The following is a 23,950-nucleotide window of genomic DNA, read 5'->3' as shown; positions in this document are numbered from 1 at the left end:
ACCCTGGCCTGTTGCGCACCCGGCTAGGGTCTGTGAGCTGCCTACAAAAAGGGACCCGCCCATGTCCTACGCCCCGTTCGACTGGATCGACGAAGAGGCCCGGCGCCGTGCCGACGCCGGACTTGTCCGGACGCTGCGCCCCCGGCACGCCGGGACGGAACTGCTGGACCTCGCGAGCAACGACTACCTGGGTCTGAGCCGGCACCCGGAGGTCACCGCGGCCGCGGCCGAGGCGGCACGCACATGGGGCGCGGGGGCCACCGGCTCGCGGCTGGTCACCGGATCCACCGCACTGCATGCCGAACTCGAGCGCGAACTCGCCGGTTTCTGTGGTTTCGAAGCCGCCCTGGTGTTCTCCTCCGGCTATGCGGCCAACCTCGCCGCACTCACGGCGCTCACCGGACACGACTCGCTGATCGTGTCCGATGCCGGCAACCACGCCTCGATCGTCGACGGCTGCCGGCTCTCCCGGGCCGCCACCGCCGTCGTGCCGCACGCGGATCCCGCGGCCGTCCGCAAGGCCCTCCACACGCACGGCGGACGGGCGCTGACCGTTACCGACTCCGTCTTCTCGGTGGACGGCGACGCCGCCCCGCTGGCAGGTCTCGCCGACGTCTGCCGCGACGCTGGTGCCGCCCTCCTCGTGGACGACGCACACGGACTGGGCGTCCTGGGCACGGGCGGGCGCGGCGCGCTCGAGGCCGCCGGGCTCGCAGGCGGCGAAGGGATCGTCTCCACGCTCACCCTCTCCAAGTCGCTCGGCAGCCAGGGCGGAGCAGTGCTCGGTTCCGCCCGGGTCATCAGCCACCTGGTCAACACGGCGCGTACGTTCATCTTCGACACCGGTCTCGCCCCGGCGGCCGCCGGGGCGGCTCTGGGCGCATTGCGTCTGCTGCGCCGTGAACCCGGACGCGCGGTGAGGGCCGGGGCCGTCGCCGTGGAACTGCACGGCCGGCTGACGGCGGCCGGACTGACCTCGGTACGTCCGGACGCCGCCGTCGTGTCGGTCCGCGCGCCCTCGGCGGAGTCGGCGGTGCGCTGGGCGGCCGACTGCCGCGCGGCGGGTCTCGCCGTAGGATGCTTCCGGCCGCCGTCGGTGCCGGACGGGATCTCCAGGCTGAGACTGACCGCCCGGGCGGACCTGACGCAGGAACAGATCATCACGGTCGTGCGTACGGTCCTCGCGACGGCGCCCCTGCCGGTCAGCTGATCAGACGGCCGCAGGCCGGCGACGAACGATGTCCACGCCGGCGCAGAGAAGCGCAGCGGCGGCCAGGTCCGTGTCCCTGGAGTCCCGTACTGCGAGTTGATCGCCGCGCAAGGGAGCGGTTTCCACGCAGTTGTTCACCCCGGTGCTGCGGCTGCTGCGCCGCCACCTGGGTGCGGGGTGAGTCCCGAGGTGTGACGCCGACTGCGCACCTTCTCGTTGGGCTTGCGACGGCGTACCGCAGGGCCGTTCCGCATGGCGGTGGCAGTCTGGCGCGAAGCACGATCCAGGCCGGCCGTGTCGGTCAGGGCGGGAAAGGGACGGCGTCGCCATGGCGGACATCAGGAAGCAACCGTCACTCTGCCGAGCGATCCGGCCTCGGTCTCCGCGGCCCGGAGATATGTGGATGGGGTACTCGCCGAATGGGGCCTGGCCGGGGGCGGCGACACCGCTGCCACCACCATGCTGATCGTCTCGGAACTCGCTACCGACGCCGTCCAGCACACCTTCGGGCAGTCACCCACCTTCACCGTGCACCTCCGTCTCGACCGGGATGTGGAGGTCTGTTTCGGTGTGACGGACAGCCACCCTTGTCGGCCCCAGGGGCTGTCCGCCGCAGCCGGCCGGGACAACGGCCGGGGAATGGTGATCATCCGGGCCCTTACCAAGGAGCACGGCGGCCGGCTCGACGTCAGCCCCACTCCGGACGGGTGCAAGACCGTGTCGATCGCTCTTCCCTGGCCGGTTCCCGTACAGAACTGACGCCGTCGGACGGGGCCGTCCTCACGCGGCGGAGGCCCGGCCGAAGCCGCTGCGCAGGAGCGCCATCAGCGTGGTAGCCGCCGCGGTGTTCTGTTCCCCCCGGTGCACCACGGAGATCGTCCGCCGGAAAGCGGTGGTCGTCGTGCTCGCTCTCGTCTGGTTCCCGGCCGTGGCTTGTTGGTGGACCGCCTGGGCCGGTGGCTGCGCCGGCCGCGTACCGCCCGTGCGATCGAGGGCGGCAGCGGCACGGCGCTCACCGCGTTGGGACTCGTACTGGTGACCGGGCCCCTGTTGCGCTGAGACAGGTGACAAAGGCTGTCAGCGGACCCTCCCGTACCAGACGTTGCCGGACCAGATCTTCTCCAGCCGAACCACGGCGCCGGTCTTCGGTGAGTGCCAGATCCTCCCGCTCCCGGCGTAGATGCCGACGTGGTACACGCTGCGGCCCGCATGGAAGAAGACCAGGTCGCCACGTTGCCGCTGCGACCGGGAGATATGGCGGGTCTTGTTGTACTGCTGCTGCGCCGTGCGGGGCAGTTTCTTGCCGGCCTTCTTGAACGAGTAGAGCGTGAGCCCGGAGCAGTCGAACCGATGGGGGCCCGTGGCGCCCAGGCTGTAAGGGGCGCCCTTCTTCGAAGCGGCGATCTTGAGGGCTTTCGTCGAATGAGCTGCGGCCTCGGCGTCGTTCACGAAACCGGGTGCCAGCATGGTGGCGCCTACGGCGAATGTCAGAACCGAAGCCGTGCCGGCCCGGGCGAACAGAGAGCGGACATGAACCTGCGCAGTCATGCGCAACCCTTCGTCAGCCGCCTGTGAAGGATGACCTGTCGGGTTCGGGCTGGCGAAGTTGCCCGGCCGCGCGAAGCGGCTTCACCCCGAGGGCCGTCCGGATATCCGGCCGGCCCGTTGTGCTCGGGTCCTCCACTCCTGCCGATCCATTCCTGTCGACCAGGCATCCGGACAGCGGCAGGACTCGGCGTCCGCCCGGACCGCCCCGCCGCGGTGGCGGGGGCTTGTCGTCCCAGGGATCTTTACGCACGCCCTGCCGGATTTCCTCGCGGAATCAGGCATATGTGAGAGTCGTCACGACTGATCCGATCGGGTGGACGCGGCCGGTTCGGAGCCGTGGCGACTGCACGGGACCAGCCGCGTACCAGGGGCGGAACGATGTATTCCGTTCAGTGTCCGCGCTCGGTGCGCAAGTTGGGCTGGCCCTCGGCAGGGGGAGTTTCTACGCCGATCGAGCGAGGAAAACTGGTCGGTCTGTCGGGCGTGTCGTGAAAGGGCGTCGAAAAGCCCACCGGGAGCCCGAGTCGGGCAGCGGAGGTGCTCAACTCGGTGACGCGGGAGGCACGGAGACCCGACCGGCGCGACGCTCTCCGTCCAGCAGCCGCAGCGCCCTGGCCAGGGTGTCCGCGTGGAACTGTGACTCGCCCCGCTCGTGCATCGACGCGAGTGCGTCGCGGAGGGCGGCGGACCGGGACGCGAGAGCCTGAGCCGCCCGGAGCGCACTGTACGTGTCGCCACCGCGGGCGGGGTTGATGCGGCCGAGCTGGTCGAGCGCCTCCAGGCGGAGCACCGCGGTCATGAGGACCGGGACCGCTGACGCGGTCCGAGGGTGGGGGCAGGGCCGCGCGGCTGCGGCCCCGTCCCGGCGATGACGGCTGCGCCGTATACGACGAGGTCCTCGATCGCGTCGCGGGTTGCGGCCGCACCGCCGTGACAGCGGATCCTGAGGGTGCCCTCGTGCTGTCCGGGGTGCTGTCGCAGATCCGAGCCCGACGTCCCGGAGGGCGGGTTGCGTGCGCCGACGTCCATGGATCCGCAAAAAATCAGTTAACGCGCCGGAAAAACTTTCGCCCTAACGTGCAATACCTGGTCGCGGAACCCTCCTCATCATTCAACAGAGTGTTGAAGGCGGGGTAGGGTCCGCTGCGTCCGGGGCAGGTACCGGGCGGAAGACGAAGAGGGTGGAAGCGTGCAACTGACTCCGCACGAACAGGAACGCCTGCTCATGCATGTGGCGGCCGATGTCGCAGAGAAGCGCAGGGCGCGCGGACTGCGGCTGAATCACCCCGAGGCGATAGCGCTGATCACCTCCCACCTCCTCGAAGGTGCCCGCGACGGCCGGACCGTGGCCGAACTGATGGCCTCCGGCAGGGAGATCCTCACCCGCGACGACGTCATGGACGGCATACCGGAGATGATCCACGACGTCCAGGTCGAGGCCACCTTCCCGGACGGCACCAAGCTCGTCACCGTCCACGACCCGATCGTCTGACGGGGGAGCGGCCGATGATTCCCGGAGAGATCCTGTACGCGCAGGACCCGGTGCCGCTCAACGAGGGGCGCCCCGTCACCCGTCTCACCGTCCTCAACGGCGCGGACCGTCCTGTACAGGTCGGCTCGCACTACCACTTCGCCGAGGCCAACACCGGCCTCGAGTTCGACCGTCGAGCCGCCCACGGGCTGCGGCTGAACATCGCTGCCGGAACCGCTGTGCGCTTCGAGCCGGGTATCCCCGTCGATGTCGAACTCGTCCCGCTCGCAGGTCTGCGCATCGTCCCCGGACTGCGCGGCGACACCGGAGGTTCCCTCGATGCCTGAGCTCAGTCGCCCCGTGTACGCCGATCTGTTCGGGCCCACGATCGGTGACCGCATCCGGCTCGCCGACACCGATCTCTTCGTCGAGATCGAGGAGGACCGGTCCGGCGGGCCCGGACGGGCCGGCGACGAAGCCGTGTTCGGCGGCGGCAAGGTGATCCGTGAATCCATGGGCCAGGCGCGGACGACCCGCGCCGAAGGCGCCCCCGACACCGTTGTCACCGGCGCCGTCATCATCGACCACTGGGGCATCGTCAAGGCCGACATAGGTATCCGCGACGGCCGGATCACGGGCATCGGCAAGGCCGGGAACCCGGACACGATGGATGGTGTCCACTCTGCGCTGGTCATCGGGCCCGAGACCGAGATCATCGCGGGCAACGGCAAGTTCATCACCGCCGGCGCCATCGACGCGCACGTCCACTTCATCTCGCCGACCCTCGTCGACCAGGCACTCTCCTCCGGGATCACCACACTCCTCGGCGGTGGCACGGGGCCCGCCGAAGGGACCAAGGCCACGACGGTCACTCCGGGTCCCTGGCACCTTGCCCGGATGTTCGAGGCGCTGGAGGGTTACCCGGTCAACATAGGACTGCTCGGCAAGGGCAACACGATGTCCCGCGAGGCCATGCACTCCCAGCTGCGCTCCGGAGCACTGGGATTCAAGATCCATGAGGACTGGGGCGCCACCCCCGCCGTCATCGACGCCTGTCTGAGCGTGTGCGAGGAGACAGGCGCCCAGCTCGCCATCCACACCGACACGCTCAACGAGGCCGGGTTCGTCGCCGACACGCTCGCCGCCATCGCGGGGCGCTCCATCCACGCGTACCACACCGAGGGTGCGGGCGGCGGGCACGCTCCCGACATCATCAGCGTGGTCTCGGAGTCCTACGTCCTGCCCAGCTCCACCAATCCGACCCGGCCGCACACCGTCAACACGATCGACGAGCACCTCGACATGCTGATGGTCTGTCACCACCTCAATTCCGCGGTGCCTGAGGACCTCGCCTTCGCCGAGTCCCGTATCCGGCCCTCGACCATCGCGGCCGAGGACATCCTCCATGACCTCGGAGCCATTTCGATCATCTCCTCGGACTCCCAGGCGATGGGCCGCATCGGCGAGGTGATCCTGCGTACCTGGCAGACCGCCCACGTGATGAAGCGGCGACGCGGTGCGTTGCCGGGCGACGGCCCCGCCGACAATCACCGAGCGCGTCGCTATGTCGCCAAATACACCATCAACCCGGCGGTGGCCCAAGGTCTGGACCGGGAGATCGGTTCCGTCGAGACCGGCAAACTCGCCGACCTGGTGCTCTGGGATCCGGCGTTCTTCGGCGTCAAGCCGCAGACCGTGATCAAGGGCGGACAGATCGCGTACGCGCAGATGGGCGATGCCAACGCCTCGATCCCGACTCCGCAGCCGGTCATGCCCCGCCCGATGTTCGGCGCCGTGGGCCGGGCGCCCGCATCAAACTCACTCAACTTCGTTTCCCCGGCCGCCATCGAGGCCGGACTGCCCGAGCGCCTGGGGCTCGGCAAGGCGTTCGTGGCGATCACCAGCACCCGCGGCGTCACCAAGGCGGACATGCGGGAGAACGACGCCCTGCCCCGGGTCCACGTCGACCCCGACAGCTTCGCCGTATCCATCGACGGTGATCCGGTGGAACCGGCCCCGGCTACTGAACTTCCCCTGGCGCAACGCTACTTCCTCTTCTGAGGGCAGGCCGGTACCTCATGACGACTCGCGCAGCCCTGCTCGTCCTCGCCGACGGCCGGTTCCCCGCCGGCGGCCACGCCCACTCCGGTGGCGCCGAGCCGGCCGTCAAGGCAGGACACATCCGCAACGCCCAGGACCTGGCGGACTTCTGCCTCGGCCGACTCCACACCACCGGACTCACCTCCGCCGCCCTGGCCGCCGCGGCGGCCTACGGCCTCGACCCGCTCGCCCTCGACGAGGCCGCCGACGCCCGGACGCCCTCGCCCGCCCTCAGGAACGTCGCACGCAAGCTCGGCCGGCAGCTGATGCGGGCGGCGCGAGCCACCTGGCCCAGCCCCGAACTGGCCGCGCTCGCCGAAGCCCGGCCACGCGGCGCCCACCAGCCCGTCGTCCTCGGCCTCACGGCCCGCGCCGCGCGCCTGGGCCCTGTCGACGCCGCGCACTGCGTCGCCTACGAGACGGTCAGCGGGCCGGCGACCGCGGTGGTCCGCCTGCTGTCCCTGGACCCCTTCGAGGCCACCGCGGTCCTCGCCCGGCTCACGCCCGCCCTCGACCGGGTCGCCGCACAGGCCGCCGAGGCCGCGCTGCACGGCATCGACGCCCTGCCGGCCGCGTCCGCCCCGCTGCTCGACATCTCCGCCGAGGCCCACGCGGCCTGGCCTGTACGCCTGTTCGCCTCCTGACATCCAGCACTGCAGACCTGGAGCCGCACCCATGCATCTCGACCACACATCCCACGGCCCCGCGGCCGTCAGCGCAGATGCCGCGCGCCCCGACGGCACCCGGCGCGCCCTGCGGATCGGTCTCGGCGGCCCGGTCGGCTCGGGCAAGACGGCCACCGTCGCCGCCCTCTGCCGCACCCTGCGCGACCGCGTCTCCATCGCCGTCGTCACCAACGACATCTACACCCGAGAGGACGCCGCCTTCCTGCTCCGCAACGCGGTGCTGCCACCCGAGCGCATCCAGGCCGTCGAGACCGGTGCCTGCCCGCACACCGCCATCCGCGACGACATCTCCGCCAACCTCGAAGCGGTCGAGGACCTGGAGGACTCCGTGGGCCCTCTCGATCTGATCCTCGTCGAATCGGGCGGAGACAACCTCACCGCCACCTTCTCCAAAGGGCTCGTCGACGCCCAGGTCTTCGTGATCGACGTCGCGGGAGGCGACGACATCCCGCGCAAGGGCGGCCCCGGAGTCACCACCGCCGACCTGCTCGTCATCAACAAGACAGACCTCGCGCCCTACGTCGGCTCCGACCTGGACCGGATGGCCCGCGACGCCGCCGACCAACGCGGCGAACTCCCCGTGGTGTTCACCTCCCTGACCGGCGCCGACGGTGTCGCACCCGTCGCCGACTGGGTGCGGGCACGGCTCGCGGACTGGTCGGTATGAGCATCACGGCCACCGCCCGGATCACGGCGGTCGCCGACGGGCGGGGGGCCACCGCCCTTCCGGTGCTGGAGAGCGACGGGCCGTTCGCGCTGCGCCGGACCAGATCGCCGGACCCCACATGCGCGCGTGTCACCGTGGTCGGTGCGATGAGCGCACCCCTCGGCGGCGACCGGCTCGCCATCGAGGTCCGGGCCGCGGACGGTGCCCGGCTGGCGGTGGACTCCGTCGCCGCCACCGTGGCGCTGCCGGGGCCCGGGCCGGACGCAGTCCCCGCCTCGTACGACGTACGGCTGAGCGTGAGAGAGGGGGCGGAACTCCACTGGCTCCCCGAACAGCTCGTCTCCGCCCACGGCAGCGCACTCGACATGACCACCCGGGCAGAACTCTCCGGCTCCGCACGCCTGGTGTTCCGGGAGGAACAGATTCTGGGCCGGCACGGTGAGCGCACCGGACGGCTCTCGACCCGTCTGACGGTACGCAGAGCCGGACGACCACTGCTCGACCAGCAGCTGGCGTACGGGCCGGGAGCGCCCGGGGGCTGGGACGGTGCGGCGGTCCTGGGCGGACACCGGGCCGTCGGACAACTGCTCGTCGTCGACCCGGCGTTCGACGGCGCCCTTCCCACGCCGCGCCTGCTCGGCCCCACGGCCGCGCTCACTCCGCTGGCCGGTCCCGCTGTGCTGGTGACCGCGCTCGCCGCCGACGCTCGGCTGCTGCGCGCGGTGCTGGACGAGGCGCTGGAGGAACTACTGAAGGGGGCCAGAGCCCTCCCGAAGCACTGAGTTCGCTCAGCGGGACAGCAGGCACCGGTTATTGGTTCGGTAAAGAAACATGCGCACGCCCTGTTCTCGGCAACCTCACAGACGAAAGGATCCGCCTGGAGACACGGAGACGAACGCGCCGCCATGGCGGGGCATCACGTAGGGGGAGGTTCCACTTGAGGCGCACAGCGGTGCTCGGTTCGGCCGGCACACTGATCGCGGGCACGCTCATAGCGGGGGCGATGGGCGCACCGGCCGCCGGTGCCGACGTCCGGCACCACGGAAACCAGGAGGCGCGCGGTGTACAGACCGCCGCCGCCCGGGCCGCGAAGGCGGGTATCGACTGGACGGACTGTCCGGCCGACTGGGCGATCGCCGCACCCATCCAGTGCGGCTGGGTGAGCGTTCCGCTCGACTACAGCAAGCCGAACGGCAAACAGATCAAGCTCGCCGTCGACCGGCACGTCAGCACGGGCACGAAGGACGAGCGCCAGGGCGCTCTCCTCTACAACCCCGGAGGCCCCGGCGGCTCCGGTATGGCCTTCCCGAAGCGCATCGTCAATAAGAACCCGCTCTGGACGAAGACCGCGAAGGCGTACGACTTCGTCGGCTTCGACCCGCGGGGGGTCGGCCACTCGGCGCCGATCTCCTGCATCGATCCGCAGGAGTTCGTGAAGGCCCCGAAGGCCGATCCGGTGCCGGACAGTGAGGCCGACAAGCGGGCCCAGCGCAAGCTGGCGGCCGAGTACGCCGACGGCTGCGCCGAGCGCAGCGGCGAGATGCTGCCGCACATGACCACGCCCAACACCGCACGCGACCTGGACGTCATCCGCGCCGCGCTCGGTGAGGAAAAACTCAACTTCCTGGGCGTCTCCTACGGCACCTACCTGGGCGCGGTCTACGGCACGCTCTTCCCGTCGCACGTACGTCGCATGGTCGTCGACAGCGTGGTCAACCCGGCGACGGACAACATCTGGTACGAGGCCAACCTCAACCAGGACATCGCCTTCCAGACGCGCTGGAACGACTGGAAGGAGTGGGTCGCCGAGAACGACGCGGCCTACCACATCGGTGACACGCCCGAGAAGGTCGAGCAGGCCTGGCTGACGCTGCGCGCGGCGGCGAAGAAGAACCCGATCGGTGGCGTCGTCGGACCCGCCGAGCTCATCGGATTCTTCCAGGGCGCGCCGTACTACGACTCCGCCTGGGCGCCCACCGCCCAGATCTGGAGCGACTATCTGGGCGGCGACACCCAGGCGCTGATCGACGCCGCGGCACCCGACCTGTCGGACACCGCGGGCAACATCAGCTCGGAGAACGGCAACGCCGTCTACACGGCGGTCGAGTGCGCGGACGCCAAGTGGCCCACCAGCTGGAGGAAGTGGGACCGCGACAACACCAGGCTCCACCGGGACCACCCGTTCATGACCTGGGCCAACGCCTGGATGAACCTGCCCTGCGCGACTTGGCCGTCCAAGCAGCAGACCCCGCTGGACGTCCGCACGGGCAAGGGCCTGCCGCCGGTGTTGATCGTGCAGTCCACGCGCGACGCCGCCACGCCGTACGAGGGCGCCGTCGAGCTGCACGAGCGCTTCGCGGGCTCTCGCCTCATCACCGAGGAGGGCGCCGGCTCGCACGGTGTCACCGGCCTGGTCAATCCCTGCATCAACGAGCGGGTGGACACCTACCTGCTCACCGGGAGGACCGACCGGCGCGATGTGACGTGCGCTCCGCACGCCACACCGAAGCCGTGATCACCACCTGAACGTGAGCGGGCGGCCGATGTCTTCCGGCGGCCGCCCGCTCACCCCGGCCGGTGCCACCTGCTCATCTCCGGCCGGAGGCCGCCCGCTTCACGCCCTCCGGTCGTACCCCTCCAGCCAGGCGTCCTCGGCCACGTAGTCGAAGAGTGCCTCGCCGTAGGTGCGCACCATATCCGGGAAGGCCTGCCGCCAGTCGCGTCCGTCGAGCTGTGCGGCGAGCCATTCGACGGTCTGCGGCAGCGACGGGGCATACGCCGTCACCGGGCGGTAGCCCAACTCCCGTTCGGCGGCCGACATGTCGTAGACGACGTCATGTGCGCCGCTCCACGGTGTTTCCCCGACACCGTCCTGGGGCGGCGCACCGGGCAGTAGCACCGTTTCGGTTTTCAGGCCGAGCACGTCGTCCACAGCCGCGCCGATCTCGGCGACGGTCGGTGGCTGCGGGTCTCCCGCGTTGAGCACCCGGGATGCCGGCCGCAGAGCGGCGAGCCGTATCAGCTCGGCGACGTTGGACACGTGGACCGGATGGAAGCGGCTCGCCCCGCCGTAGGCGAGGACCCGCCGCCGGCGACCGTCCAGCAGACGCTTGACGAAGTACAGCTCGCGCGGCATCCTGCAGTGCTCCCCGTGCACCGCGCCTGCCCGCAGCAGCGTCACCGGCAACGCGTCGCCGACCGCCAGCAGTTCCTCCTCGAGCGCGATCTTCCGTGTCGCGTACGTGCCGTCCCCGGGCGCGACCGTACGCTGCGTCACCGGGATCGGCACCGGATACTCCGGGAAACCGTCAGGCTCACCCTGGGTGTCGAAACTGCGGCCCCGGGCGTCCTCGTACACCGCGCCACTGGATATGACGACCGCGGACCCGGCCCGGCCCGCGAGCCCCGCCAGCTGCGCCGCGTGGTCCCGGCCGAAGGCGACCATGTCGACCAGGACGTCGCACCCGCCGCCGAGCGCCGCCGCCAGTGCTCCTTCCTCCTCGCGGTCGAGCGCGACGGTGCGGACCCCGCCGCCCCAGGTGCCGTCCCGGGCGCCGCCGCGGGAGGCCGCGGTCACCTCCCAGCCGTCCCCGGCCAGGGCCCGCACCGCGACCCGGCCGATCTGTCCCGTCGCGCCCAGCACGAACGCTCGTCCTCTGCTCATACGAGAGACGCTACGGCTGCCTCATCGGCCGGGCCAGGGAGATCGGCCGACAGCAGATTCCCCGCTCAGCGTGGCCGCCGCGGGAACCTCTTGGACTCCTCGGCCTGCGCCGCCTTCGCCTTGACGGCGTACTCGTCGACGTACTCCTGCCCGGAGAGCCCGAGGATGGCGTACATGATCTCGTCCGTGACCGCCCGGACAGCTGCCTTCTGGTCCTCAAGGCCGGCGTAGCGGGAGAAGTCCAGCGGCTCGCCGAAGCGGATCGTGACCCGCTTGATCTTGGGTACCTTCTGCCCAGGCGGCTGGATCTCGAACGTCCCGACCATCGCACAGGGGATGACCGGCACCCCTGCCCTGATCGCCATCACCGCGACCCCGACCTTGCCCTTGTACAGCCGTCCGTCGTGCGAGCGGGTGCCTTCCGGATAGATGCCCAGCAGTTCACCCTTGCTCAGCACCCCGAGTCCCTCGCGGATGGCAGCCTGTCCCGCCTCCTTGCCGGACCGGTCCACGGGGATCTGCCCGATGCTGTGGAAGAACGCGGCGGTCAGCTTTCCCTTGATACCGGGGCCGGTGAAGTACTCGGCCTTCGCGAGGAATGTGATGCGGCGCTTGAGGATCGCGGGCATCAGAAAGTGGTCGGAGAAGGAGAGATGGTTGCCCGCGACGATGGCCGCACCGTCGTCGGGAATGTGCTCGAGTCCCTCGATGCGGGGCCGGAAGACCAGCCGGAGCAGGGGGCCCAGAAGGACGTACTTCAGGACGTAATAGAACACAGCATCTCTCCTAGCCTTCTGGACCGGGCTGTTGGCCGCGTTCTGCCAGGTCACATACGGTCGACGGTCCGTACGAGCTCGTCGCTGCTCTCCGGCGATCGATCGTAGCCCTGTTCCGGGACTCTGCGGGAAGCCCGCGGGCCGAAGACGGTTCGGGACCTCTCCGGGAAGCACCGAGCAACCGCCCACGGCCGACGGGGCACCGGATATCATTCGCGAAGTCGTAGGCAGAGCACGCCCGTTCCACCTCTCGAAACGCCCCTGTCTCGTCGCGGGCCGCCGCAGCGTCCTCCACGTTCCTGCCGAGGACCCAGGCGGCAGCAGCAGCGTTGCCATGGCCTCGCACATCACTGGCAGCTACGCCGTAGCCGGCATAGGTCAGGTCCAGGGCACGGAGTGGAGGAGGTCCGCCGGTCGCTGCGCAGTGCGGCGGCGACGGTACGAGAGGACGCGCGTACGGAATCGCTCGTCGAGTTCACTGCCGGCTCCCGGCCTGAGACGACCGATGAGAGTCGGTGCGTACATGCGCACGCACCCCTTGCACGCCGAACAGGATGAGAAGCTCGACCACGCCGCCGTCGGCGCTCCCCAGCCAGTGGGGCAAGGACGTGTCGAACTCGGCTGCCTCGCCGGGCGGCAGCGTCTGGTCGCGCTCGCCGATCACCAGCCGCAGGCGTCCGTTGAGCACGTGGAGCCATTCGAAGCCTTCGTGGCTCTGCGGGGTCGGTTCGCGTGGTTCCGGCTGGGCGGGAATGATCATTTTGAACCCGTGCACCCCGCCCGGTCGCCGGGCCAGGGGTACGAAGGTCGACGCGACCCTAGCACTGCCGCTCGCGCTCGCCCGGCGCATGGGATGCGAGGTGGCGGCACCCGGCCCGGGGGCGGCCGGGTGTGCGGTGACGACCGGCACGCGACGTGGACATTCCCGGACCCTGGGTACCGCCTCAGGTGTCGCGGGTGGCGAGCATCCCCAGCGTGGCGAGCCCCAGGATCACCCAGCCGAACCACAGCCAGCCGTTGCTCCCCAGTGCCACCGTGTACGCCGTCACCGCGACCAGCGCACCGACGGTGAGCACTCCCATGGTTTTCGTGGATCCAGGCATGAGCACACGCTCCTCACCCGGCCGCACGGCCGTTGCAGCCATGGTCACCCCTCAGGGGTGTCCACCGCTACTGTCCGCGTGTCTGCAACGAGGCGAGATAGGCGTTGTACGCCTTCAGCTCCTGATCGCCGTCCCGGTCCGCGGCACGGTCGGAGCGCTTGGCCGTCCGCTGCTCGGAGCGGTACCACTGGAAGACCAGGGCGATCAGCACCAGCACGGACGGGATCTCGCTGAACGCCCAGGCGATGCCGCCGGCCGCGGTCTGGTCACTCAGGGCGTCGATACCGAGCGAGGCCGGAGGATTCTCGTACGCCTTCACCATCGGCTGGCTCGCCATCATGAGCGCGATCCCGAAGAACGCGTGGAACGGCATGCCCGCGAAGAGCTCCAGCATGCGCATCACGTAACCGGGCCGGTGCGGACCGGGGTCGACGCCCATGATCGGCCAGAAGAACACCAGGCCGACTGCCAGGAAGTGCACCATCATCGCGATGTGGCCCGTCTTCGACCCCATCAGGAAGTCGAACAGCGGGGTGAAATAGAGCCCGTACAGGCTCGCGATGAAGAGCGGGATCGTGAACACCGGATGTGTGATGATCTTCATGTAGCGGCTGTGGAGCAGTTTGAGCAGCAGCTCGCGCGGACCTGTGCGGTCCCGCCCCGCCACCGGCAGTGCCCGCAGCGCCAGCGTCACGGGGGCGCCCAGCAGCAGCAGGATCGGCGAGACCATGCTGATCACCATGTGCTGCACCATGTGCACGCTGAACATGACCATGCCGTAGTCGTTGAGCCCCGTGCACATCACCAGGGCGATGGACAGTACGCCGATGACGAAGAACACGATCCGGTTCACCGGCCAGCCGTCACCCCGGCTGCGCAGCCGCACGACCCCGTAGCCGTACAGGGCGAGTGCGGCGAGGCAGCCGATGAGGAAGAACGGGTCCGCGGAGAATTCGAGCCCACGTCCCAGCGTGAACGGCGGCAGATCCATGTTCATGCCGTGCCCGCTGTGATCCATCTGTTCACTCCCGCTGGGGACGTCCCCGTTTCACGTCGGTTGTCCGCTCCAGACTAGAACCGCCCCAGGCCGCGGGTGCGGCCGGGGGCGGTTCAGGGCGAGTGGTGACCGTCAGAGCACAACCTGCGCCTCGGCGTAGCGCTCGGCCGGAACCGTCTTCAGGGTCTCCACCGCCGCCGCCAGCGGAACCATCGTGATGTCCGTTCCGCGCAGCGCCGTCATCATGCCGAACTCGCCGCGGTGAGCGGCCTCCACCGCGTGCCAGCCGAAGCGGGTGGCCAGGACGCGGTCGTACGCGGTCGGGGTGCCGCCGCGCTGCACATGACCGAGGATCACCGGGCGGGCCTCCTTGCCGAGGCGCTGCTCCAGCTCACCGGAGAGCTGCGTCGCCACGCCGGCGAAGCGCTCGTGGCCGTAGATGTCCTTCTTGCCCTGGTTGAACTCCATGGAGCCCTCCCGGGGCTTGGCGCCCTCCGCCACGACGACGATCGCGAACTTCTTGCCGTCCGAGAAGCGCCGGCCGACCAGTGCGGTCAGCTCGTCGATGTCGAAAGGCCTCTCGGGTACGACGATGGCGTGCGCGCCGGCCGCCATGCCCGAGTGCAGAGCGATCCAGCCGGTGTGCCGGCCCATGACCTCGACGATCAGCACTCGCTGGTGGGACTCGGCCGTCGTCTTCAGCCGGTCCAGTGCCTCGGTCGCGACCCCCACGGCGGTGTCGAAGCCGAAGGTCACGTCGGTGGAGGCGATGTCGTTGTCGATGGTCTTGGGCACGCCGACGATGGGCAGGCCCGCCTCGGAGAGCAGGTTGGCGGCCTTCAGCGTGCCCTCGCCGCCGATCGGGATGATCGCGTCCAGGCCGAGATCGGCGACATGGCCCTTCGCGCGCTCCACACCGTCACGCAGATGTGCGGGCTGGACGCGGGAGGAGCCGAGGATCGTGCCGCCGCGGGCGAGGATGCCGCCGACCGCGTCGAGGTCGAGCTTGCGGTAGTCGCACTCGAGGAGGCCCCTCCAGCCGTCGTGGAAGCCGATGACCTCGTCGCCGTGGTCGGCAACGGCGCGGTGCACGACGGAACGGATGACGGCGTTGAGGCCGGGGCAGTCGCCGCCGGAGGTGAGCACACCAATTCGCATTGCCCGGGAAACCTTTGCAACGTGGGCCGACGCCGGACCACGTCGTCCGGTTGGATCCCCGCCACCCTACCGGCGTGGGGTGGCGGTATCGCACCCACTGTCCGACTGCTGGACGTCCACCGGATGTACACCGGCCGCACACGTACGGACCGGCCCTCGTGCAGGGCCGGTCCGTACGGGATGCGGCAGGCGGGATGTGCCAGGCGGCCGGATCAGGCGGGCTGGGTCGCCGAGGCGATCCGCTCGGCGCGCAGCGCCTCGTACCACCGGTCGTCACACGGCGGCAGCGCGTTCACGTCCAGGGCCAGCTTCAGCAGCAGGTCCGCGATCAGAGGGTTGCGTGCGAGGACCGGTCCGTGCATGTACGTGCCGAACACGGTGTCGTTGTACGCGCCCTCCGTGCCGTCACCCGTGCCGTTGCCTCCGCCCAGCCGCACCCGTGCGAACGGGCGCGCCGCCGGGCCGAGGTGGGTGATGCCCTGGTGGTTCTCGAAGCCGGTCAGCGGCGGCAGGCCCAGATTCGGGTCGATGTCCCCGAGCACGTCGCCGACGCACCGGGCACCCTCACCCCGGGTCGAGACGACGTCGAGCAGCCCGAGGCCGGGCTCCCGCTCGCCGAGGTCGTTGATGAACTCGTGACCGAGGATCTGGTAGCCCGCGCAGACCGAGAAGATGATCGCGCCGTTCGACGCGGCCCTGCTCAGTCCGCCGTCACGGCGCAGCCGCTCCGCGGCGAGCCGCTGCGGCCGGTCCTCGCCGCCACCGATCAGATAGATGTCGCCCGACGTCGGGATGGGCTGGTCGCTGCGCACGTCCACGCGCGACACGTCGAGACCGCGCTGGCGTGCCCGGCGCTCCACCACCAGGGCGTTGCCCTGGTCGCCATAGGTGCTGAGGAGGTCGGGGTAGACCCACACCAGCCGCAGGCTGTTGTTGCTCATGCTTCGTCCTCTCCGGGGGTTGCCCGCGCGGGGGTCAGTTGCCGACACGACGGCGCAGATCCTGGAAGGCGGTGTAGTTGGCGATGACCTCGATGCGTCCGGGCGGAGCCATCTGGACGGCCTCGTCCAGGTTCTCGCAGACACGGAAGTCGAGTCCGGCCACCTCGAGCCGGACCGCGAGGTCCAGCTTGCGGTCGCCGAGCACGAAGATCGGGTGACCGTAGAGCTGGGTGTAGTCGACGTCCCACAGCCAGGAAGTGTCCGTGCCGTCGGCGCCCCGGGCGTTCACCGAGAGGATCACCGGAGTGGGCGGCGGATCGATCAGGGAAAACGTTTCGAGCCAGCCCGCCGGGTTCTTCGCCAGCAGGAGCCGGAGCTCACGGCCGAGGAAGCTGACGACGTCGTAGCGGCCTGCCACGGCCTGCACCTGGTACATGCGCTCCAGGGCGACCTGCGGCGGCACGCCGAAGACCGCGGCCACGGCGGCCGAGCTCGTGGCGTTGGCCTTGTTGGCCCGGCCCGGCAGCTGGAGGTGGATCGGCCACGCGGAACCGTGCGGGTCCAGGACGTAGTCGCCGTTCAGCGCCCAGCTCGGAGCGGGGCGGCGGAAACCGCACTCGCCGCAGAACCAGTCGTCACCGGGGCGCTGCATCACACCGCCGCAGGACGGGCAGGACCAGGCGTCGTCCTTCCACGCCTGCCCCGCCGCCACCCACACCACATTGGGGGAGGAGGAAGCTGCCCAGACGATCAGCGGGTCGTCGGCGTTGGCCACGATCACGGCCTTGGAGCCCGACAGGCCCTCACGCCACTTCTCGGCCAGCATCCGGGTCTCCGCGGCGCGGTCCAGCTGGTCGCGCGAGAGGTTGAGCAGCGCGATCACCTTCGGCGTCGTGTCGCGTGCGACGCCGGCGAGGTACTTCTCGTCGACCTCGATCACGCCGTACTTCGCGTCCGAGCCGCCGGCCAGCGCGGAGGTGATCCCCGCCGGCATGTTGGCGCCGAGCGCGTTCGACACGACGGGCCCAGCGGCCCGGAGTGCCTCGGCGATCAGCCGGGTGGTGGTCGTCTTGCCGTTCGTCGCGGACACGAGGATCACATCCAGGTGCTGCGCCAGCCGCCCGAGCAGGTCGGGGTCGAGCTTGAGCGCCACCCGGCCGCCGATCACCGATCCGCTGCCGCGCCCCGCAGCGCGCGACACCGCCGCCGCGGCCTTGCCCGCCGTCACGGCGAGCTTGGCCCGCGGCGACAACGGCTCCGTGTTGCCTGCCATCGTCCTAGATCCTCCTTGCGTAAGTCCGCACCCAGCCTATCGATGTCCGGCACGACGACCGCACCTCGGCACCACGGGGAACGTGGAGGTCACGTGGAACGTACGCTTCTCCCCATGCGAAACCGCCCGATCCCCGGCAGTTCCGGACGCGTTCGTGCCTTGAGCCTGTTCGGTGACCCGGCGCTCCACGGCCCCTGCGGCGACGTCACCGACTTCGGGCCGTCGCTCGCCCGCTTGGTCGACGACATGTTCGCCACCATGTACGCCGCGAACGGCGTCGGGCTCGCCGCGAACCAGATCGGCGTGCCGCTGAAGGTGTTCGTCTTCGACTGCCCGGACGACGACGAGGTCCGGCACCTCGGCCATCTCGTCAACCCCGTACTCGTCGAGGCCGACGGGATCACCGTACGCGGACCGGAGGGGTGCCTTTCACTTCCGGGCCTGGAAGCGGGCACCCCGCGCTTCGACCACACGGTGGTCGAGGGCCGGACCGTGACCGGGGACCCGGTGCGGATCACCGGCACCGGCTGGTTCGCCCGCTGCCTGCAGCACGAGTGCGACCATCTCGACGGCCTGATCTACCCGGACCGGCTCACGGGACTGCGCCGCGCCAGGGCGCTGCGCGCTGCGCGGCGGGCGCCGTGGGGGCGCACGGCCGCCGACTGAGCCGGGCGGTGCCCTCAGAACCCCGGGCCGCCCGGCAGGTCGCCCGCTTCGGCCAGTCTGCCCCACAGCAGGTCGGCGAGGCTGCGTACCAGCTGCTCGCGCGAACACGGGCGGTCACCGAGCCACCAGTCGCCCGCCGCGTGCATCATGCCGACGATACCGTGGCCCCAGATGCGGGCCATCTGCTGGCTGTCGGGGCCGAGATCGACCCGCTCCGCTATCACCTTGCCCAGCTCCTCCCCGAGGCGGCGCAGGAGCGGTGCCGAGTGCCGGCCGACGTCGAAGCCCTGCTCGGGTGCGGGGGCCGCGTCGTCGGACGGGTGCATCAGGAAGCGGTAGACCTGCGGACGCGCCTCGATCGCCGCGAGGTAGGTGTCCAGGGTCGACTCGACCCGTTCGCGCCGCTCGGATGGTGCGTCGAGCGCGGCCCGCAGGGCGCTCAGCAGGGCATCGGTGTGCCGCTCGGCGAGCGCGCGGTAGAGCCCGCCCTTGTCGCCGAAGTGCCGGTAGAGGATGGGCTTGGTGATCCCGGCCTCCGAGGCGATCGCGTTCATGGACGCCTTGGGGCCGTCCCTGAGCACCACTCGGTCCGCGGCCTCCAGCAGCTCCCGACGGCGACGTTCGGCCGATGTGCGCTGCCGTTCGGCCCCTCGCGTGGTCTCCATGTCGTACTCTCCCGCCCCACCCGGCTGTCCTGCGATCCCTGCGATCTCGTCGGTCTCGGGCAACGTAACACCCTGCTCTGTCACACGCGGATCCGTAGGTGACCGGTTGACAGAAGCTACTTGCTGGTAACAGACTGTTGTTACCGCTAGTAACGGGTTTATCCGGAAGTGCATGGAGGTAACCATGGCCGAGTTCACGCTCGAGCTCAACGACGACCAGAAGCAGATCCGTGACTGGCTGCACGGATTCGCCGCCGAGGTGATCCGGCCGGCTGCTTCCGAGTGGGACGAGCGTGAGGAGACGCCCTGGCCCGTCATCCAGGAGGCGGCTAAGGTCGGCATCTACTCCCTCGACTTCTACGCTCAGCAGTTCTTCGACCCTACGGGCCTCGGCATCCCCATGGCCATGGAGGAGCTCTTCTGGGGTGACGCGGGAATCGCCCTGTCGATCGTCGGTACGGGTCTGGCGGCCGTCGGCGTCCTCGCCAACGGCACCGAGGAGCAGATCGGCACCTGGATCCCCCAGATGTACGGCGACGCGTCCGACGTGAAGGTCGCCGCCTTCTGCTCCTCCGAGCCGGACGCCGGCTCGGACGTGGCCTCGATGCGTACACGTGCGGTCTACGACGAGGTCAAGGACGAGTGGGTGCTCAACGGCACCAAGACCTGGGCGACCAACGGCGGTATCGCCAACGTCCACGTCGTCGTCGCCGTCGTCGACCCCGAGCTGGGCTCGAAGGGTCACGCCTCCTTCATCGTCCCGCCGGCCACCCCCGGCCTCTCGCAGGGGCAGAAGTTCAAGAAGCACGGCATCCGCGCCTCGCACACGGCCGAGGTCGTCCTCGAGGACGTCCGCATCCCCGGCCACTGCCTGCTCGGCGGCAAGGAGAAGCTCGATGAGCGCCTCGCCCGGGCCCGCGAGCGCGCCAAGACGGGTGGCGAGCGCGTGAAGAACGCGGCGATGGCCACCTTCGAGGCGTCCCGCCCGGCCGTCGGAGCGATGGCGGTCGGCACCGCCCGCGCCGCCTACGAGGTCGCGCTCGACTACGCCAGGACGCGGACCCAGTTCGGCCGCCCGATCATCGACAACCAGGGAATCGCCTTCCAGCTGGCCGACATGCGTACGCAGATCGACGCCGCACGGTTGCTGGTCTGGCGCGCCTCCTGGATGGCGAGCGCCGGCAAGCCGTTCACGGCGGCCGAGGGCTCGATGTCGAAGCTCTACGCGAGCGAGACGGCGAAGACGGTCACCGCCCAGGCCGTGCAGATTCTCGGCGGCAACGGCTTCACCCGTGAGTACCCGGTCGAGCGCATGCACCGGGACGCCGCGATCTACACCATCTTCGAGGGCACGAGCGAGATCCAGCGCCTGGTCATCGCCCGCACCCTGTCGGGGATGCCGATCCGCTAGTGACGAGGGCGGGGCCGGACCGTACGCCGGCCCGGCCCCGCGTACTGTCCGTCCCGCTACCGAGGCAGTTGCGCCTCGATGGCCGCCACGACCTCGGGCGCCTCGGGCTCGGTGCGGGGGCGGATCCGGGCGACCGGCTCACCTGCCGGGGAGATCAGGAACTTCTCGAAATTCCACTGGACGTCCCCGGCAACGCCCTCGGCGTCGTCGAGCTTGGTCAGCTCCGTGTACAGCGGGTGCCGGTTCTCGCCGTTGACGTCGATCTTCTCCAGCAGCGGGAAGCTGACCCCGTACGTCGTCGAGCAGAACGTCTGGATCTCCTCGGCGGTGCCCGGCTCCTGACCGGCGAACTGGTTGCAGGGCACCCCGAGCACGGTGAAACCGCGGCCTCCGTACTCCTTCTGAAGCCTTTCCAGGCCGGCGTACTGCGGAGTGAGCCCGCACTTGGAGGCGACGTTCACCAGCAGGACCGCAGAGCCCTCGTAGGCCCCCAGCGTGGTCGGTTCGCCGGTGAGGGTGTGGAGCGGGATGTCGTGCAGGGTCATGTGATATCTCCTTGTTGGCGTGCCGTCGTTCTCATTGTGACGGTTCCTGCGGGGAAGCCTCCCGCGGGCCGAGGAGCCGGTAGTAGAGCGTGGTCGCCTTGAGCGTGCCGTACGGGTCCGCCGCGTAGTCCGGGACGGAGCCGCACGGCGTCCAGCCCGCCGAGCAGTAGAGGCGCTCGGCGTCGCTTCCCGTCTCGGTGTCCAGGACCAGCAGTGTCAGCCCCTGGTCGGCAGCGGACTGTTCGGCCGCCGCGAGAAGAGCCCGGCCGACTCCCCGGCCGCGGGCGGAGGGCCTGACCATGAGCTTCGAGATCTCCGCGCGGTGGTAAGCGTTGGGCAGGGCCGCCTTGACCAGCCCGATGGTGCCGGCCACCCGCTGGTCGTCCCGGGCGATCCACACCTGTTGGTCTCCCGCTTCGACTGCGGCGGCCCGCTCCCGCCACCAGATGGCGGCCGTCGCCCGGTCCAGCGGGGCGAGGAATCCGACCGAGGCTCCGCCCTCCACGGCCTCGATCAGCAGGGCGGCGAGCTCATCGGCGTACGTGACCAGTTCGGGGCCGGACACGGGGACGATCTCGGTCATGAAGCGGGTCCTCTCACATTCACGGCAGGACGATCATCAAGGCGTAGCGGACCCGTCGCGGGCCCGGGCAGTGGAAGTGTGAGGGGCCGTGCAGCCGGAAGCGCAGACAGTCGCCCTCGCCCACGGTGTGCGCGGTCCGCTCGACGGTGATCTCGACCGTGCCCTCGAGTACCCAGATGTGCTGCTCCAAGCCGGGCACGGACGCGTTCTCGTAGGAGATGTCGGCGCCCGCGTCGAGTGTGCCTTCGATGACCTCGGCACGCAGTCCAACGTGCGGCGGTGAGACGGAGCGGCGTACGAACCCGGACCGCTCGTCCCGCCATACCGGCTGCCGTGCGGCCCGAACCAGCTGTGGCGGCTCGGCCTCCACCTCCGTCAGCAGCCGCGACATCGTCCGCCCGTACACCGTGCACAGCTGTCCGAGCACCGTGGTGGTGGGGCTCAGTTCGCCACGCTCCAGGCGCGACAGGGTCGAGCGGCTCACTCCGGCGCGCCGGGACAGCTCGTCCAGCGACCAGCCGTGTTCGTCGCGGAGCGCGCCCAGCCGGGCCGCGAGCCGGGCGTCGACGGAGTCCGCTCCCTCCAGCTCTCTCGTATTCGGGATTCTATCTCGGATCGGAGAGGTGAGTCAGGGTGGTCCGGTGTGCCGGTCGGGTGATGCCGTGTCAGGCTGAAACGGAGCATAAGCCGCAAAGCGAGTCGTTCGAGTCGCTCATCGGCTGGACAACCGAGGAGGCCGACATGGCTGGAAGTGCGAGCGGAACGAAAGCGGGGCACGACACCGTCGGCGGGCGCGGAGCCCAGTCCGGCTGGACCGTCTTCGCGGCGGTGATGATGATCTTCGGTGGAGCCATGGCCATCTTCGAAGGCATCGCGGCCATCGCCAAGGACGACCTGTTCGTCTCCACACGCAACTACGTGTTCCAGTTCAGCCTGACCGGCTGGGGCTGGGTGCACCTCATCCTGGGGATCGTGGTCGTCCTCGCAGGCTGCGCCCTGTTCAGCGGAGCCCTCTGGGCGCGCGCCGTCGGTGTCCTGCTCGCCGGACTCCTGGCCGTCGCCAACTTCCTGTGGCTGCCGTACTACCCGTTCTGGTCCCTCGTCCTCATCGCGATCAACGTCTTCGTCATCTGGGCCCTGTGCTCGGGGCCGCATCGGGACGCTCGAGCCTGAGCACGAGGGCGTAGGAGACCACCACGGAGACGATCACGAGCGGCATGACGGTGACGCCCTCGGATCCCAGCAGCAGCGTGGCGAGCAGCACCGATGTCATCGGCAGTCTGAGCATCGCCACGCACATGGCCCCGATGCCCATCGCGAAGCCAGACGTGGCGTTCAGGCCGGGCAGATGTGACAGGGCCAGCCCGCCCGCCGCTCCCAGGAACATCGACGGGAAGATGGGGCCGCCTCGGAAGGTGCTCAAGGAAGCGGAGTACGCGAGCGCCTTGCAGATGATCAGCACGATGAGCGTTCCGGCCGCATACGTGGCGTCCTCGGCGAGCAGACCGCCGAGGGCGTTCTGGCCCGAGTACAGCACCTCGGACGCGTTCCTGCCCGTGCTCTCGGCGTAGAGCAGCGCGAGTACGCCGACGGCGAGACCCATCACGACGGTCGCGGTCACCTGCCTCTGCCCGACTCGCTCCTGCAAGGCCAGGGAAAGCCTCCTGATGCCCGTGCCCGCGAGGGCCGCCGCGGCTCCGAGAGCGATGGCCCAGCCGAACTCGGCAAGTGTGGGCTGGGGTGCGTGCGGTACGTGAGGGAGGGTCAGGGAGTATGTCCCCAGGCCGGTCCACGATCCCAGGCCGATGAAGATGAGCGAGCCGATGCCGGAGGCGAGCAGCCCCGGCACGAGCACGAGGCCGAGCATCATCCCGGCGAGTCCGGACGCCTCCATCAACAGGAAGGCGCCCAGGAGGGGCGAGCCCAGCAGGGCGCTGACGGCGGCGAAGCTCCCGGCGGCCGCCACCATGGCGCCCGCGCTCGGCTCGATGCCGGGCTTGACCAGGCGCACCGCGTACACGGCCAGCCCGCCGCCGAGGGCGATGAGTGGTGCCTCCGGTCCGAGAACCGCGCCCAGTCCCAGTGAGGCCAGCGCGGCGAGTGCGATACCGGGAAGTTCCACCGCTGCCGGTGGTCCCGCGTGCGACATGCCCTCCGCCGGGTTGTGCCCGCCCTTTCCCGGCAGGTGGCGGACGGTCAGTCCGGTCAGCAGGCCGGCCAGGGCGAGCAGGGGTACCGGCCACCACGGAGGCGTGCCGTCGAACCCCAGAGTCCGGGGCGCATCCTCGTAGGTCAGCGACTGGAGTTCGTGCACGAGCGCCAGGAAGCCGAACGCGGCCGCGGAGATGGGGACTCCGAGGACCGCCACCGTGATCAGAAGAATTGCGTACCCCCGGGTGCGCACCACGGCGAGAGGATCAGGGTGTCCGGTCCCAGGGGCGGCGCCGGGTTCGGCCGACATCGTCATGCTCTCCTCAGTGTCGGGT

At 70.0% G+C, this 23,950-nt stretch carries 27 protein-coding genes, 3 pseudogenes and 1 riboswitch; of the genes and pseudogenes, 13 read left to right on the top strand and 17 right to left on the bottom strand.

Going from position 1 to position 23,950, the window contains the following annotated elements:
* The first annotated feature begins 61 nt into the window (after positions 1-61).
* Positions 62-1,210 (top strand): 8-amino-7-oxononanoate synthase, encoded by a 1,149-nt coding sequence (locus tag ACWD04_RS28325; RefSeq protein ID WP_451136573.1) that lies wholly within the window; start codon positions 62-64, stop codon positions 1,208-1,210.
* Here the strand turns inward: ACWD04_RS28325 and ACWD04_RS28320 are convergent, their stop codons facing one another.
* The gene (locus ACWD04_RS28320) at positions 1,211-1,540 is read right to left on the bottom strand and encodes a DUF397 domain-containing protein (RefSeq protein WP_451136572.1); all 330 of its coding nucleotides are present in this window, start codon (positions 1,538-1,540) and stop codon (positions 1,211-1,213) included. It abuts the gene before it with no gap.
* Here ACWD04_RS28320 and ACWD04_RS28315 point away from each other — a divergent pair.
* The gene (locus ACWD04_RS28315; RefSeq protein ID WP_451136571.1) at positions 1,505-1,969 is read left to right on the top strand and encodes an ATP-binding protein; all 465 of its coding nucleotides are present in this window, start codon (positions 1,505-1,507) and stop codon (positions 1,967-1,969) included. The genes ACWD04_RS28320 and ACWD04_RS28315 overlap by 36 nt on opposite strands.
* Before the next feature lie 21 nt (positions 1,970-1,990).
* Here the strand turns inward: ACWD04_RS28315 and ACWD04_RS28310 are convergent.
* Positions 1,991-2,101, bottom strand: a pseudogene (locus ACWD04_RS28310) (LysR family transcriptional regulator); the annotation flags it as partial.
* Between ACWD04_RS28310 and ACWD04_RS28305 the strand changes: the two are divergent.
* Positions 2,100-2,269 (top strand): annotated as a pseudogene (locus tag ACWD04_RS28305) (LysE family translocator); the annotation flags it as partial. The pseudogenes ACWD04_RS28310 and ACWD04_RS28305 overlap by 2 nt on opposite strands.
* 18 nt (positions 2,270-2,287) lie before the next feature.
* Here ACWD04_RS28305 and ACWD04_RS28300 read toward each other — a convergent pair.
* Both ACWD04_RS28300 and ACWD04_RS28295 read right to left on the bottom strand, forming a co-directional pair.
* Entirely contained in the window at positions 2,288-2,758 is a 471-nt protein-coding gene (locus ACWD04_RS28300) for a C40 family peptidase (protein ID WP_451136570.1), read from the bottom strand.
* 3 nt (positions 2,759-2,761) lie between these two features.
* Positions 2,762-2,934: riboswitch (cyclic di-AMP (ydaO/yuaA leader) on the bottom strand.
* A gap of 365 nt (positions 2,935-3,299) precedes the next feature.
* Positions 3,300-3,557 (bottom strand): hypothetical protein, encoded by a 258-nt coding sequence (locus tag ACWD04_RS28295; RefSeq protein ID WP_451136569.1) that lies wholly within the window; start codon positions 3,555-3,557, stop codon positions 3,300-3,302.
* A 390-nt stretch (positions 3,558-3,947) separates the two neighbouring features.
* On the opposite strand from ACWD04_RS28295, the gene ACWD04_RS28290 reads away from it, so the two are divergent.
* The 7 genes from ACWD04_RS28290 (at position 3,948) to ACWD04_RS28260 (ending at position 10,197) form a co-directional block, all read left to right on the top strand.
* Positions 3,948-4,250, top strand: a complete 303-nt coding sequence (locus tag ACWD04_RS28290; protein ID WP_451136568.1) for an urease subunit gamma — start codon at positions 3,948-3,950, stop codon at positions 4,248-4,250.
* 14 nt (positions 4,251-4,264) lie between these two features.
* Entirely contained in the window at positions 4,265-4,576 is a 312-nt protein-coding gene (locus tag ACWD04_RS28285; protein ID WP_451136567.1) for an urease subunit beta, read from the top strand.
* Positions 4,569-6,290: an urease subunit alpha gene (locus ACWD04_RS28280; protein ID WP_451136566.1), complete on the top strand. Its 1,722-nt coding sequence runs from the start codon at positions 4,569-4,571 to the stop codon at positions 6,288-6,290. The genes ACWD04_RS28285 and ACWD04_RS28280 overlap by 8 nt, the downstream gene beginning before the upstream one ends.
* Before the next feature lie 17 nt (positions 6,291-6,307).
* Positions 6,308-6,973, top strand: coding sequence for an urease accessory protein UreF (locus ACWD04_RS28275; protein WP_451136565.1), 666 nt, complete (start codon positions 6,308-6,310; stop codon positions 6,971-6,973).
* Between the two features lie 31 nt (positions 6,974-7,004).
* Complete coding sequence (gene ureG, locus ACWD04_RS28270; protein WP_451136564.1) at positions 7,005-7,682, top strand: urease accessory protein UreG; 678 nt, start codon at positions 7,005-7,007, stop codon at positions 7,680-7,682.
* On the top strand, positions 7,679-8,464 hold the full coding sequence (locus tag ACWD04_RS28265; RefSeq protein WP_451136563.1) for an urease accessory protein UreD: 786 nt from the start codon (positions 7,679-7,681) through the stop codon (positions 8,462-8,464). The genes ureG and ACWD04_RS28265 overlap by 4 nt, the downstream gene beginning before the upstream one ends.
* 221 nt (positions 8,465-8,685) lie before the next feature.
* A complete protein-coding gene (locus ACWD04_RS28260) occupies positions 8,686-10,197 on the top strand; it encodes an alpha/beta hydrolase (RefSeq protein ID WP_451136597.1) in 1,512 nt (503 codons plus the stop codon).
* 99 nt (positions 10,198-10,296) lie between these two features.
* Here ACWD04_RS28260 and ACWD04_RS28255 read toward each other — a convergent pair whose 3' ends face one another.
* The 8 genes and pseudogenes from ACWD04_RS28255 to ACWD04_RS28220 all read right to left on the bottom strand — a co-directional run bounded on the left by ACWD04_RS28255 (position 10,297) and on the right by ACWD04_RS28220 (position 17,594).
* Positions 10,297-11,346, bottom strand: a complete 1,050-nt coding sequence (locus tag ACWD04_RS28255; RefSeq protein WP_451136562.1) for an NAD-dependent epimerase/dehydratase family protein — start codon at positions 11,344-11,346, stop codon at positions 10,297-10,299.
* A 65-nt stretch (positions 11,347-11,411) separates the two neighbouring features.
* Positions 11,412-12,122 (bottom strand): lysophospholipid acyltransferase family protein, encoded by a 711-nt coding sequence (locus tag ACWD04_RS28250; protein WP_451136561.1) that lies wholly within the window; start codon positions 12,120-12,122, stop codon positions 11,412-11,414.
* Positions 12,123-12,597: 475 nt separating this feature from the next.
* Positions 12,598-12,942 (bottom strand): annotated as a pseudogene (locus ACWD04_RS28245) (cupin domain-containing protein); the annotation flags it as partial.
* A 124-nt stretch (positions 12,943-13,066) separates the two neighbouring features.
* Entirely contained in the window at positions 13,067-13,225 is a 159-nt protein-coding gene (locus ACWD04_RS28240) for a hypothetical protein (RefSeq protein WP_382495563.1), read from the bottom strand.
* 67 nt (positions 13,226-13,292) lie between these two features.
* Positions 13,293-14,243, bottom strand: coding sequence for a cytochrome c oxidase assembly protein (locus ACWD04_RS28235; protein ID WP_451136560.1), 951 nt, complete (start codon positions 14,241-14,243; stop codon positions 13,293-13,295).
* Positions 14,244-14,354: 111 nt separating this feature from the next.
* A complete protein-coding gene (locus ACWD04_RS28230) occupies positions 14,355-15,380 on the bottom strand; it encodes a 6-phosphofructokinase (protein WP_451136559.1) in 1,026 nt (341 codons plus the stop codon).
* Positions 15,381-15,592: 212 nt separating this feature from the next.
* Positions 15,593-16,321 (bottom strand): type 1 glutamine amidotransferase, encoded by a 729-nt coding sequence (locus ACWD04_RS28225; RefSeq protein ID WP_451136558.1) that lies wholly within the window; start codon positions 16,319-16,321, stop codon positions 15,593-15,595.
* A gap of 34 nt (positions 16,322-16,355) precedes the next feature.
* A complete protein-coding gene (locus ACWD04_RS28220; protein WP_358679713.1) occupies positions 16,356-17,594 on the bottom strand; it encodes a Mur ligase family protein in 1,239 nt (412 codons plus the stop codon).
* Between the two features lie 114 nt (positions 17,595-17,708).
* On the opposite strand from ACWD04_RS28220, the gene def reads away from it, so the two are divergent.
* Positions 17,709-18,260: a peptide deformylase gene (def, locus tag ACWD04_RS28215; protein WP_451136557.1), complete on the top strand. Its 552-nt coding sequence runs from the start codon at positions 17,709-17,711 to the stop codon at positions 18,258-18,260.
* A gap of 14 nt (positions 18,261-18,274) precedes the next feature.
* Here def and ACWD04_RS28210 read toward each other — a convergent pair whose 3' ends face one another.
* Positions 18,275-18,925: a TetR family transcriptional regulator gene (locus ACWD04_RS28210; RefSeq protein WP_451136556.1), complete on the bottom strand. Its 651-nt coding sequence runs from the start codon at positions 18,923-18,925 to the stop codon at positions 18,275-18,277.
* 184 nt (positions 18,926-19,109) lie between these two features.
* Between ACWD04_RS28210 and ACWD04_RS28205 the strand changes: the two genes are divergently transcribed.
* Complete coding sequence (locus ACWD04_RS28205) at positions 19,110-20,336, top strand: acyl-CoA dehydrogenase family protein (protein WP_451136555.1); 1,227 nt, start codon at positions 19,110-19,112, stop codon at positions 20,334-20,336.
* A gap of 56 nt (positions 20,337-20,392) precedes the next feature.
* Here the strand turns inward: ACWD04_RS28205 and ACWD04_RS28200 are convergent, their stop codons facing one another.
* The 3 genes from ACWD04_RS28200 to ACWD04_RS28190 are packed head-to-tail and all read right to left on the bottom strand — an operon-like array spanning position 20,393 to position 22,050.
* Complete coding sequence (locus ACWD04_RS28200; RefSeq protein WP_451136554.1) at positions 20,393-20,881, bottom strand: glutathione peroxidase; 489 nt, start codon at positions 20,879-20,881, stop codon at positions 20,393-20,395.
* A 31-nt stretch (positions 20,882-20,912) separates the two neighbouring features.
* Positions 20,913-21,464 (bottom strand): GNAT family N-acetyltransferase, encoded by a 552-nt coding sequence (locus tag ACWD04_RS28195; protein WP_451136553.1) that lies wholly within the window; start codon positions 21,462-21,464, stop codon positions 20,913-20,915.
* A 19-nt stretch (positions 21,465-21,483) separates the two neighbouring features.
* Positions 21,484-22,050, bottom strand: coding sequence for a helix-turn-helix domain-containing protein (locus tag ACWD04_RS28190; protein ID WP_451136596.1), 567 nt, complete (start codon positions 22,048-22,050; stop codon positions 21,484-21,486).
* A 155-nt stretch (positions 22,051-22,205) separates the two neighbouring features.
* Between ACWD04_RS28190 and ACWD04_RS28185 the strand changes: the two genes are divergently transcribed.
* The gene (locus tag ACWD04_RS28185; protein ID WP_451136552.1) at positions 22,206-22,637 is read left to right on the top strand and encodes a DUF7144 family membrane protein; all 432 of its coding nucleotides are present in this window, start codon (positions 22,206-22,208) and stop codon (positions 22,635-22,637) included.
* Here the strand turns inward: ACWD04_RS28185 and ACWD04_RS28180 are convergent.
* Positions 22,591-23,925, bottom strand: a complete 1,335-nt coding sequence (locus ACWD04_RS28180) for a chloride channel protein (RefSeq protein WP_451136551.1) — start codon at positions 23,923-23,925, stop codon at positions 22,591-22,593. The genes ACWD04_RS28185 and ACWD04_RS28180 overlap by 47 nt on opposite strands.
* Between the last annotated feature and the right edge of the window lie 25 nt (positions 23,926-23,950).

The sequence above is a fragment of the Streptomyces sp. NPDC002911 genome (assembly GCF_053591835.1).
The sequence above is the reverse complement of the archived record's forward strand: the minus strand, read 5'-3'. Positions and strand labels throughout refer to the sequence as shown.

Excerpts from the sequence above, each read along its gene's own strand:
- ACWD04_RS28285 (WP_451136567.1), top strand. The coding sequence starts at position 4,265 with ATGATTCCCGGAGAGATCCTGTACGCGCAGGACCCGGTGCCGCTCAAC.
- ACWD04_RS28275 (WP_451136565.1), top strand. The coding sequence starts at position 6,308 with ATGACGACTCGCGCAGCCCTGCTCGTCCTCGCCGACGGCCGGTTCCCC.
- ACWD04_RS28180 (WP_451136551.1), bottom strand. The coding sequence starts at position 23,925 with ATGTCGGCCGAACCCGGCGCCGCCCCTGGGACCGGACACCCTGATCCT.
- ACWD04_RS28230 (WP_451136559.1), bottom strand. The coding sequence starts at position 15,380 with ATGCGAATTGGTGTGCTCACCTCCGGCGGCGACTGCCCCGGCCTCAAC.
- ACWD04_RS28280 (WP_451136566.1), top strand. The coding sequence starts at position 4,569 with ATGCCTGAGCTCAGTCGCCCCGTGTACGCCGATCTGTTCGGGCCCACG.
- ACWD04_RS28300 (WP_451136570.1), bottom strand. The coding sequence starts at position 2,758 with ATGACTGCGCAGGTTCATGTCCGCTCTCTGTTCGCCCGGGCCGGCACG.
- ACWD04_RS28325 (WP_451136573.1), top strand. The coding sequence starts at position 62 with ATGTCCTACGCCCCGTTCGACTGGATCGACGAAGAGGCCCGGCGCCGT.
- def (WP_451136557.1), top strand. The coding sequence starts at position 17,709 with ATGCGAAACCGCCCGATCCCCGGCAGTTCCGGACGCGTTCGTGCCTTG.
- ACWD04_RS28225 (WP_451136558.1), bottom strand. The coding sequence starts at position 16,321 with ATGAGCAACAACAGCCTGCGGCTGGTGTGGGTCTACCCCGACCTCCTC.
- ACWD04_RS28195 (WP_451136553.1), bottom strand. The coding sequence starts at position 21,464 with ATGACCGAGATCGTCCCCGTGTCCGGCCCCGAACTGGTCACGTACGCC.
- ACWD04_RS28200 (WP_451136554.1), bottom strand. The coding sequence starts at position 20,881 with ATGACCCTGCACGACATCCCGCTCCACACCCTCACCGGCGAACCGACC.
- ACWD04_RS28240 (WP_382495563.1), bottom strand. The coding sequence starts at position 13,225 with ATGCCTGGATCCACGAAAACCATGGGAGTGCTCACCGTCGGTGCGCTG.
- ACWD04_RS28265 (WP_451136563.1), top strand. The coding sequence starts at position 7,679 with ATGAGCATCACGGCCACCGCCCGGATCACGGCGGTCGCCGACGGGCGG.
- ACWD04_RS28320 (WP_451136572.1), bottom strand. The coding sequence starts at position 1,540 with ATGGCGACGCCGTCCCTTTCCCGCCCTGACCGACACGGCCGGCCTGGA.
- ACWD04_RS28205 (WP_451136555.1), top strand. The coding sequence starts at position 19,110 with ATGGCCGAGTTCACGCTCGAGCTCAACGACGACCAGAAGCAGATCCGT.
- ACWD04_RS28210 (WP_451136556.1), bottom strand. The coding sequence starts at position 18,925 with ATGGAGACCACGCGAGGGGCCGAACGGCAGCGCACATCGGCCGAACGT.
- ACWD04_RS28185 (WP_451136552.1), top strand. The coding sequence starts at position 22,206 with ATGGCTGGAAGTGCGAGCGGAACGAAAGCGGGGCACGACACCGTCGGC.
- ACWD04_RS28220 (WP_358679713.1), bottom strand. The coding sequence starts at position 17,594 with ATGGCAGGCAACACGGAGCCGTTGTCGCCGCGGGCCAAGCTCGCCGTG.
- ACWD04_RS28255 (WP_451136562.1), bottom strand. The coding sequence starts at position 11,346 with ATGAGCAGAGGACGAGCGTTCGTGCTGGGCGCGACGGGACAGATCGGC.
- ACWD04_RS28295 (WP_451136569.1), bottom strand. The coding sequence starts at position 3,557 with ATGACCGCGGTGCTCCGCCTGGAGGCGCTCGACCAGCTCGGCCGCATC.
- ACWD04_RS28260 (WP_451136597.1), top strand. The coding sequence starts at position 8,686 with ATGGGCGCACCGGCCGCCGGTGCCGACGTCCGGCACCACGGAAACCAG.
- ureG (WP_451136564.1), top strand. The coding sequence starts at position 7,005 with ATGCATCTCGACCACACATCCCACGGCCCCGCGGCCGTCAGCGCAGAT.
- ACWD04_RS28235 (WP_451136560.1), bottom strand. The coding sequence starts at position 14,243 with ATGGATCACAGCGGGCACGGCATGAACATGGATCTGCCGCCGTTCACG.